This window comes from Streptomyces torulosus (genome assembly GCF_001419765.1).
GTDB classification, from domain to species: domain Bacteria; phylum Actinomycetota; class Actinomycetes; order Streptomycetales; family Streptomycetaceae; genus Streptomyces; species Streptomyces torulosus.
The window spans coordinates 1-9,275 of sequence record NZ_LIRK01000361.1 but is presented as its reverse complement, the minus strand read 5'-3'; the positions used below and the strand labels follow the sequence as shown (position 1 = coordinate 9,275).

The window sequence follows — 9,275 nt, the reverse complement described above, 5'->3', positions numbered from 1 at the left end:
CCCCCGGCACCCTCGGTGGCACCCCCAGCGCACCCGGACACGACGATCGTCACGATCACCGCGGCGAGCGTCAGCGCAGGCATGGCGCATGCGCCCCGGAGGCCGCCGACCGGCCTCCGATAACTCGTCCGTTTCACCCTCGTTTCGTCATTTTGTCGTACGAGTCGCATGGCGCCGCATCCTCGCAGGGCCCGCCCGGCGCCCCGGCCCGACACCGCCACCACCGGCGCGCCGTCCACCGAGTGGCCCACAATGGCCCGGTGAACGACCTCTCCCCCGACTCCTTCCTCGCCCCCCTGCTGACTCCCGAGGGCCGTGCCCTCCTCGACGAGGTGCGCGGTGTGGAACCGGCGCGGGAGCTGGCCGTGGCGACCCGACTGCGCCGGACGCATCCGGCGGAACTCGTCTCGGCGGCGATCGCCCAGGCGCGGCTGCGGCAGCGGGCCGTGGCGAAGTTCGGGGCCGAGGACGCGGCACGGATGCTCTTCACGCCGAACGGGGTCGAGCAGTCGACGCGGACGAGCGTGGCGACGTACCGCGCGGAGTGCTTCCGGGCGCTCGGCGTGCGGTCGGTCGCCGACCTGTGCTGCGGGATCGGCGGGGACGCGATCGCGTTCGCGCGGGCCGGTATCCGCGTCCTGGCCGTCGACCGCGACCCGCTGACCGCGGCGGCGGCCCGTGCCAACGCGGACGCGCTCGGGCTCGCCGATCTGATCGAGGTGCGCGAGGCGGATGTGACGGAGGTGGACACATCCGCGTACGACGCCGTGTTCGTCGACCCGGCCCGGCGTTCCTCCAAGCGCGGGCGGATCTTCGACCCGGAGGCCTACTCACCGCCCCTGTCGTGGGCCGTGTCGGCCGCGCTGAAGGCGCCGCTCGGCGCGCTCAAGATCGCACCGGGTATCCCGCACGAGGCGATTCCGCCCGAGGCCGAGGCCGAGTGGATCTCGGACGTCGGGGACGTGAAGGAGGCCGTGCTGTGGTTCCGCGCGAGCGGGACGCCGGGGGCGCGGCGGGCGGTGCTGCTCCCCTCGGAGGCCGGGATCCACGCCACCCCCGACACGATGCTGCCCGACCCGCCGGTCCGGTCGGTCGGGCGGTACCTGTACGAGCCGGACGGCGCCGTCATCCGCGCCCATCTGGTCGCCGAGGTCGCCGAGGATCTGGACGGCGGGCTGATCGACCCCACGATCGCGTACATCACCGCCGACGAGCACCACGTCACCCCGTACGCGACCGCGTACGAGATCACCGACGTGCTGCCCTTCAACGTGAAGAAGCTCAAGGCGCTGCTGCGGGAACGCGGGATCGGCATCCTGACCGTGAAGAAGCGCGGGTCGGCCGTCGAGCCGGAGGAACTGCGCCGCAAGGCCCTGCCGAAGCCGCACGGCACCGCCTCGACGACGGTCTTCCTCACCCGGGTCGCGGGCGCGCCCACCATGCTGATCGGCCATCCGGCCTGAGAGACCCCGTGTTCAGGAGGCGGCGCTGCCCTACCCCGTCACCTCCGCCCGTGCCAGCAGCAGCCGCCGTTCCCGTTCGTTGCGGGCGAGGGTGGCCGCTCGTGCGAACTCCGCTCGGGCCTCGTCCGGGCGGTCCAGGCGGGCGAGGAGGTCGCCTCGTACGCTCGGCAGCAGGTGGTAGTCGCGGAGGGCCGGTTCCGTGGCCAGGCGGTCGACGATCTCCAGGGCGGCGCCCGGGCCCTCGGCCATCGAGACGGCGACCGCGCGGTTCAACTCGACCACCGGCGACGGGGCACGGGCGGCCAGGAGGGCGTACAGGGTCGCGATGCGCGGCCAGTCGGTCTCCTCGTAGGTGTACGCCTGGGCGTGGCACGCGGCGATGGCGGCCTGGAGCGCGTACGGGCCGGGGCTGCCGTGGGCCGCGGCGGTGGCCCGGCCCAGCGCGGTGAAGCCGCGGGCGATGAGGAGGCGGTTCCAGCGGCGGCGGTCCTGGTCCTTGAGGAGCACCGGCTCACCGGTCGGGCCCGTGCGGGCGGCGGCCCGTGACTCCTGGAGTTCCAGCAGTGCCACCAGCCCGTGCACCTCGGGTTCCTTGGGCATCAGCTCCGCGAGGACGCGGGCGAGCCGTAGCGCGTCCTCACACAGCGCGGGGCGCAGCAGGTCGTCGCCCGCGGTGGCGGCGTACCCCTCGTTGAAGACGAGGTAGATGACCTCCAGGACGGAGGCGAGGCGGGCCTCACGGTCGGGGCCGTAGGGCACCTCGAAGGGGACGCCCTTCTTCGCGAGGGTCCGTTTGGCGCGGACGATGCGCTGGGCGACGGTGGCCTCCGGGGAGAGGAAGGCGCGCGCGATCTCCGTGGTGGTGAGGCCGCCGAGGAGGCGGAGGGTGAGGGCGATGCGGGCCTCGGCGGAGAGCACGGGATGGCAGGCCGTGAAGACGAGGCGCAGGAGGTCGTCGTCGATGTCGTCGGGGTCGGACGGCGTGTCCAGGTACTGACCCGCCGGGCTCGCCGCCTCCAGGTCCCGGCCGACCTCCGCCAGCTTGCGCGCGTAGCGTTCCCGGCGGCGCACCAGGTCGATCGCCCGGTGCTTGGCGGTGGTCATGAGCCAGGCGCCCGGGTTGTCGGGGACGCCGTCGCGCGGCCACTGCTCCAGCGCGGCGACCAGCGCGTCCTGGGCCAGTTCCTCCGCGATCCCGACGTCCCGCACGATCCGGGCGACCCCGGCGATGACACGGGGCGCCTCGATGCGGAAGACGGTCTCGATGGCCTTCCGGGGGTCCGCCGGGGCGCGCCCCGCCCGGTCGGCGTCGGTGGTGGGCTGTGCTGTCACAACCCACCATCAGACACCCGCGGGGCGCCCCGGCCAAGCGGGTTCAGCCCTCCGCGATCTCCCGCACCTCGCAGGTCACCGTCCAGTGCTCCTCGTGGACCTTCAGGAACCGCGTGGTCCACTCGACGGCCTCGTCCATGTCCTTGCACTGCATGAGGGCGTAGCCGCCGACGACCTCCTTGGTCTCGGTGAACGGCCCGTCGGTGACGGACAGCTCGCCGCCCTCCCAGTGCACCCGCTTGCCCTGGGCGCTCGGCAGCAGTCCGGCGGTGTCGAGCATGACGCCGGCCTTGGTGATCTCCTCCAGCAGGTCGCCCATCCGCTGCATCAGCTCGGGGCTCGGGCCCTCGGCGGGGGCGGTGGACTCGTCGATCCGGACCATCGACAGATAGCGCGGCATGGTGGCTCCTTCGGTAAGGGCGGCGGGGTCTTCCCCGCCTCTCACCCCTTGCGTCGAACGAGGAGACACCGGATCGACACGGGCGCCGATTTTTCTTCGAAGATTTTTTTCGGTGCCCTCAGGAGCCCTCACGCGCCCTTCTCCGCCGGTCACCTCACCTCAGCGACTCCCACAGTTCCTTCGCCTCCGGCTCGTCCGCGACGACGCGGTTGGGGTCGTAGGGGGCGGGGACGACCGGCATCATCACCGTCCTCGTCGCGTCGGACGACAGTCCCTTCAGGCTCTGGCCCAGTCGCACCAGATCGTCGAGGGAGTCGAGGCCGGTGTCGGTGGTGAGGCTGCGGGTGACCGCGTCGGCGGCCCGGTACAGCTCGGCCGGGTCGGTCAGGAGGCTGGTGGCGGCGATCTGTTCGAGCAGGGCCTTCACGAGCTTCTGCTGGAGTCCGATGCGGCCGAGGTCGCTGCCGTCGCCGATGCCGTGGCGGGTGCGGGCGAGCGCCAGGGCCTGCTCCCCGTCGAGGTGATGGGTGCCCGCCGCCAGTTTCAGATGGCTGTCCTCGTCGTCGATGTCCTCGTCCGTGGTGACGGTGACACCGCCGAGCGCGTCGACCAGTTCCGCGAAGCCCGCGAAGTCGATCTCGATGTAGTGGTCCATGCGGACGTCCGTCAGGGACTCGACGGTCTTCACGGCGCAGACGGGGCCGCCCACCGCGTAGGCGCTGTTGAACATCGCGTTGTACGCGACCGCCGTCGAACCGCCCGACTCCCGCGGGCAGGACGGGCGGGTGACCAGGGTGTCGCGGGGGATGCTGACGACCGTCGCCGCGGTGCGGCCCTCGTCGATGTGGACGACCATCGCCGTGTCGGAGCGGGCGCCGGAGGTCTCGCCGCCCCCGCCCAGCTCGGCGTTCTCCTTGCCGCTGCGGGAGTCGGAGCCGAGGACCAGGATGTTCAGGGCGCCGCTGGGCAGCGGTTCGGCGGCGGTGGAGGCCGAAGGGCCCGCGGTCGGCCGGGTCTTCGGCGGGCGGTCGTCACCGAGCGCGCTGTTGATGTCGACGCTTCTGATGTTGTCGTTGAGCCGCCAGAACGCCCAGCCCGCCCCGCAGGCGCCGAGTACGAGGACGCCGGCGAGCGCGCCCCCGGCGAACTTCAGCCAACGCGGCCGTCTGCCCGCGCCCTCGTACTCCTCGTCTTCTTCACCCTTCACACACAGGAACGTACGTCCGAATTATTACGAGCGTGAACTCCCGCGCCCGTCCCTTCGGAAATTCTCATACTTTTCGAAGCGACTCTCGTGTCGCCGCTCAGGCCAACGTCACCGTCGGGACCGGATTGCTGCCGCTCCAGGACGCGTTGAAGCCGAACATCACCGAACCGCCGCTCGGCACGCTCCCGTTCCACGACGCGTTCGAGCAACTGACCGTCGCCCCGGTCTGGGTGCAGATCGCGTTCCACGCCTGACTGATGCGCTGGCCCGCCCCGAACGTCCAGTTCGCCCGCCAGGAGGAGAGCGAGGACCCGGCGGCGCAACTGATCGTCACATAGCCCGTGAAGCCGGTGTTCCACTGGCTCTGGACGCTGTACGCGGCCGAACAGCCGGTCGGTGTCGGCGGTGGGGTGACCGTGCCGCCGAGCGCGGTCACTATGCCGTAGTACGCCGGTTTCGGCTGGTAGTTCGCGTCGTACGGGGTGGCCGCGCCCTCGCCCGGGAAGGTGTCCGGGATCCAGGAGTCGGAGTCGGTGAAGCCCCAGACGGTCACGCCGGTGCACCGGGACACGGCCACGCACGCCTTGAACACGGCCTCGTACTCGGTGCGCTGCTGCGCCAGTTTGGCGTCGGTGGCGGGCGTCTGCATCCGGATGTCGAGTTCCGTGATGGCGACGTCCAGGCCCAGGTCGGCGAAGCGCTGGATGTTCTGCTGGAAGGTCGCGGGGACCTGACCGAGGATCAGATGGGCCTGGAGGCCGACCCCGTCGATCGGGACGCCGCGCGCCTTGAGGTCCTTGACCAGGTTGTACAGGGCCGTGGACTTCGCGTTGACGCCCTCGACGTTGTAGTCGTTGATGTAGAGCTTCGCGGCCGGGTCGGCGGCGCGGGCGGCGGTCAGGGCCTGGGCGATGTAGTCGGCGCCGAGGCCGTTGTACCAGAGGGTCGGGCGGAAGGTGCCGTCCTCGTTGAACGGCTCGTTCACCACGTCCCAGGCGGCGAGGCGGCCCTTGTAGCGGCCCACTTCGAGCGCGATGTGGTCGGTCATCAGCTGGCGTAGCTGGGCGGGCGTCCAGGTGCCGTTGTCCAGCCAGTTCGGGTTCTGGCTGTGCCAGACGAGGGTGTGGCCGCGTACGTCCTGGTCGTGGGCCTCGGCGAAGTCGACGATCTGGTCCGCCTCGGTCCAGTCGAAGTTGCCGCGGCTGGGCTCGACGGAGCCCCACTTCATGGCGTTGCCGGGGGTGAGCCAGTTGAACTCCCGGCCGGCGAGGTCGCCGTAGGTGCCGGTGAGCTTGGAGCCGGTCACGGCGGTGCCGATCGCCTTGCCCTTGGCGGCGGCGAGGTCGCGCAGCGGGGTGTCGGCGGCCTGGGCGGCGGGCGCGGCGACGAGCAGGGCGGTGACCGCGGACACGCCGGTGAACAGGGCGGCGAGGCGGGCCCCCAAAGACGGGCGCCGGTTTCCGGGGGAGGTTCTCAGGGAGGTTCTCATTGCGGGTGCCTCCGAAAGTTTCGGTCGTGCATCCGATTGGCTGCGGAGCAGTGTGGGGGCGCCCGGAACCCACGTCAATGCACACGGACCACACGGAACACAGGGCACACCCGCCCATACGGCACCACGGGGCGACCCGGTGCCGCCCTACGCCTCCGGCGGCGCCCCCGTGCTGCTGCGGACCACCAGGCTCGTGGCCAGCTCCACCCGGGTCGCCGACGAGGCGCCGTCCTGTCGCCCGAGGTCCAGCACCAACCGGGCCGCCGCCTCCGCCATCTCCATCAGCGGCTGCCGTACGGTCGTCAGCGGCGGCCCCACCCAGCGGGCCACCGGCAGATCGTCGAACCCGACCACGCTCAGGTCCTCCGGGATGCGCAGCCCCAGCTCACGGGCGGCCTCGTACAGCCCGAGGGCCTGGAGGTCGTTCCCGGCGAAGACGGCGGTGGGCCGGTCGGGCTGGCGCAGCAGCTCCAGGCCCAGCCGGTAGCCCGTCTCGTGGTGGAAGTCCCCGGCCCTGATCAGCCCCGGGTCGACGGGCAGCTCGGCGGTCTCCAGCGCGGCCCGGTAGCCGTCCACGCGGGCCCGGCTGCACATCATCCGGGAGGGCCCGGTGATCGCGCCGATGCGGCGGTGGCCCAGCTCGACGAGGTGCCGGGTGGCGGCCAGTCCGCCCTGCCAGTTGGTGGCGCCGATCGACGGCACGTCGGCGCCGGGGTCGCCCGCCGGGTCCATCACCACGAACGGGATGGAACGGCTGGTCAGCAGGGCGCGCTGCGACTCGTCGAGCCCGGACAGGACGAGGACGACACCGTGCGGGCGGCGGGCGGCGACCTGGTCGGCCCAGGTCCGGCCGGGGGTGAGTCGGCCCGCGCTCTCGGAGAGCACGACGCTCAGGCCCTCCTCGCGGGCGACGTTCTCGACGCCCCGGATGACCTCCATGGCCCAGGCGCTCTCCAGCTCGTGGAAGACGAGGTCGATGAGCGGGGACCGGGTCGCCTCGGCGCGCCGGCGCCGGTAGCCGTACTCGCGCAGGAGCTCCTCGACCCGGGTGCGGGTGGCGGGGGCGACGTCCGCACGGCCGTTGAGCACCTTCGAAACAGTCGGAGCGGAGACGCCGGCCTGACGGGCGATCTCGGCGAGCGTCGCGGTCTGCGTGGACTGCGACACGCGCGCTCTTGTCTGGGTTTCCTCTGGCTTCGCGGAGTTCATGAGCCGGATCGTATCCCTGCGCGACCTCTTGACGAACCCTTTCGACGGCCATACGTTCCCGGAACATTCGAAGAGTCACGCGAAACATTCGCACCACCGCGTGTCCGCAGGACCCTGTGGACGCGCGTCCCGCACCGCCGTACCACCCGCACAACCGCACGGCCGATACATCCGAAACGTTGGTGAGAGGTGCTGTCAATGGAGTCGAACAGAGGGCGGACGTTCAGCAGGCGCTGGTTCCTCGGCGCCGGTACCGCCTCCTTGGCCACCGCGGGACTCGGCGCCGGCCTCACGGCCTGCGGCTCCGGCGGCTCCGGGGCCGGCGACGGCAAGACGGTCACCGCGTTCGTCTACGGCGACGACGCGGTGAAGGTCCAGCAGGCGGCCGTCGACCGCTACAACAAGTCGGCCGCCGCCAAGAAGGCCGGCGGCACGATCAAGCTCCAGAAGGTCCCCGGCTCCGACTACTCCCCCAAGCTCCGCACGGCCATGGGCTCCCCGAGCGCCCCCGACGTGTTCTTCAACTGGGGCGGCGGCTCCATCAGGACGTACGAGGAGGCCGGCAAGCTCGTCGACCTCACCGACATCATCGCGGACGACCCGGTCCTCAAGAGCGGCTTCCTGCCGTCCGTGCTGTCCGCCGGCGACCTCAAGGGCCGCCACTACGGCATCCCGATGCGCGGTATGCAGCCGGTGATCCTCTTCTACAACAAGTCCGTCTTCGCCGAGCACAAGCTCCAGCCGCCCACCACCTGGGACCAGCTCCTCGACATCAACGCCAAGCTGAAGAAGGCGAAGATCACCCCGTTCGCGCTCGGCGGCTCCGACCTCTGGCCCAACCTGATGTGGCTGGAGTACCTCGTCGACCGCCTCGGCGGCCCCGAGGTCTTCAAGCGCATCCAGGACGGCGACTCCGAGGGCTGGGGCGACCCGGCGGTCCTCAAGGCCGCCGAACTGGTCAAGCAGCTCGTGGACGACGGCGCCTTCGGCTCCAAGTTCACCTCGGTGTCGTACGTCAACGGCGGCGCCCCGGCGGTCTTCGCCAAGGGCAAGGCGGCCATGCACCTGATGGGTTCCTGGGAGTACTCCACGCAGCTCGGCAAGTTCCCGGACTTCGCCAAGAGCAACCTGGGCTGGGCCGCGTTCCCGACCGTCGAGGGCGGCACGGGCGACGTCCGCAACGTCGTCGGCAACCCCACCAACTACTGGTCGATCAACTCCCGTACGAAGAACAAGGACCTGGCGATCGGCTTCCTGAAGGAGTGCGCGTCGGAGGCGTACGCCAAGGACCTGGTCGCCAACGGTGACGTCCCGACCACCTCGAACGCGAAGAAGCTGCTGGCGTCCGCGCCGAACCCCGAGTACGCCACGTTCCAGTACGACCTGGTGGAGAAGGCGCCCGCGTTCACGCTCTCCTGGGACCAGGCGCTCGGTGACGCGCTCGGCACCAAGATGCACACGGAGATAGGCAAGCTGTTCGCGGGGAAGTCGTCGCCGAGCGAGTTCGTGACGGCCTGCAAGGGGCTGAAGTGACCTCGACGGTCCAGAAGACCTCCACGGTCGAGCAGGGGTCCCGGAAGGCGTCGCGGGTGGGCCGCCCGCACGCCGTCTGGGCCCTGCCCGCCGTGCTCTTCTTCACCTTCTTCGCCGTCGTGCCGATGGGCCTCGCGCTCTATCTGTCCTTCACCAGCTGGGACGGCCTGGGCGACCCCCGGCCGGTGGGCCTCGACAACTGGAAGAAGCTGCTCGACGACCCCCGTCTCACCCAGTCGCTGACGCTGACGGTGGTGCTGACCGTGGCCAGCTGGGCGTTCCAGACGGTCGTGGCCCTGCTGCTCGGCGTGTGGGCGGCGGGCCGCCAGCGCAACCGGGCGGTGCTGTCCGCGATCTTCTTCGTGCCGTTCCTGCTGTCGTCCACGGCCATCGCGATCCTGTTCTACGCGCTGCTCGACCCGAACTTCGGCATCATCCAGGCGGACACCCTGGGCTCGCAGAGCGGCGCGTTCCTCGCGATCGTCTTCGTCGGCGGCTGGCAGTTCATGCCGTTCCACACGCTCATCTACCAGGGCGGCGCCCGGCAGATCCCCGAGGTCCTCTACCAGGCCGCCGCGATCGACGGCGCCGGCCGCTACCGCCAGTTCTTCTCGATCACGCTGCCGCAGCTGCGGCACACGA

Annotated in this window: 8 protein-coding genes; 3 read left to right on the top strand and 5 right to left on the bottom strand. The window is 71.1% G+C overall.

Annotated elements, in window-relative coordinates:
- Positions 1-260: 260 nt before the first annotated feature.
- Positions 261-1,463, top strand: a complete 1,203-nt coding sequence (locus tag AOK23_RS24855; protein ID WP_055714870.1) for a class I SAM-dependent methyltransferase — start codon at positions 261-263, stop codon at positions 1,461-1,463.
- 30 nt (positions 1,464-1,493) lie between these two features.
- Here the strand turns inward: AOK23_RS24855 and AOK23_RS24850 are convergent, their stop codons facing one another.
- The 5 genes from AOK23_RS24850 to AOK23_RS24830 all read right to left on the bottom strand — a co-directional run bounded on the left by AOK23_RS24850 (position 1,494) and on the right by AOK23_RS24830 (position 7,100).
- Positions 1,494-2,795 (bottom strand): RNA polymerase sigma factor, encoded by a 1,302-nt coding sequence (locus AOK23_RS24850; RefSeq protein WP_055714869.1) that lies wholly within the window; start codon positions 2,793-2,795, stop codon positions 1,494-1,496.
- 43 nt (positions 2,796-2,838) lie between these two features.
- Positions 2,839-3,195, bottom strand: a complete 357-nt coding sequence (locus AOK23_RS24845) for a YciI family protein (protein WP_055714868.1) — start codon at positions 3,193-3,195, stop codon at positions 2,839-2,841.
- 154 nt (positions 3,196-3,349) lie between these two features.
- Entirely contained in the window at positions 3,350-4,408 is a 1,059-nt protein-coding gene (locus AOK23_RS24840; protein ID WP_420823743.1) for an LCP family protein, read from the bottom strand.
- Positions 4,409-4,499: 91 nt separating this feature from the next.
- Positions 4,500-5,891, bottom strand: coding sequence for a glycoside hydrolase family 10 protein (locus tag AOK23_RS24835; RefSeq protein WP_055714866.1), 1,392 nt, complete (start codon positions 5,889-5,891; stop codon positions 4,500-4,502).
- A 147-nt stretch (positions 5,892-6,038) separates the two neighbouring features.
- Entirely contained in the window at positions 6,039-7,100 is a 1,062-nt protein-coding gene (locus AOK23_RS24830) for a LacI family DNA-binding transcriptional regulator (protein WP_055714865.1), read from the bottom strand.
- Between the two features lie 198 nt (positions 7,101-7,298).
- Between AOK23_RS24830 and AOK23_RS24825 the strand changes: the two genes are divergently transcribed.
- Positions 7,299-8,633, top strand: a complete 1,335-nt coding sequence (locus AOK23_RS24825) for an ABC transporter substrate-binding protein (RefSeq protein WP_055714864.1) — start codon at positions 7,299-7,301, stop codon at positions 8,631-8,633.
- Positions 8,630-9,275: carbohydrate ABC transporter permease (locus AOK23_RS24820; protein ID WP_055714863.1), on the top strand; the 646-nt coding region annotated here is incomplete at its 3' end. The genes AOK23_RS24825 and AOK23_RS24820, both read left to right, overlap by 4 nt.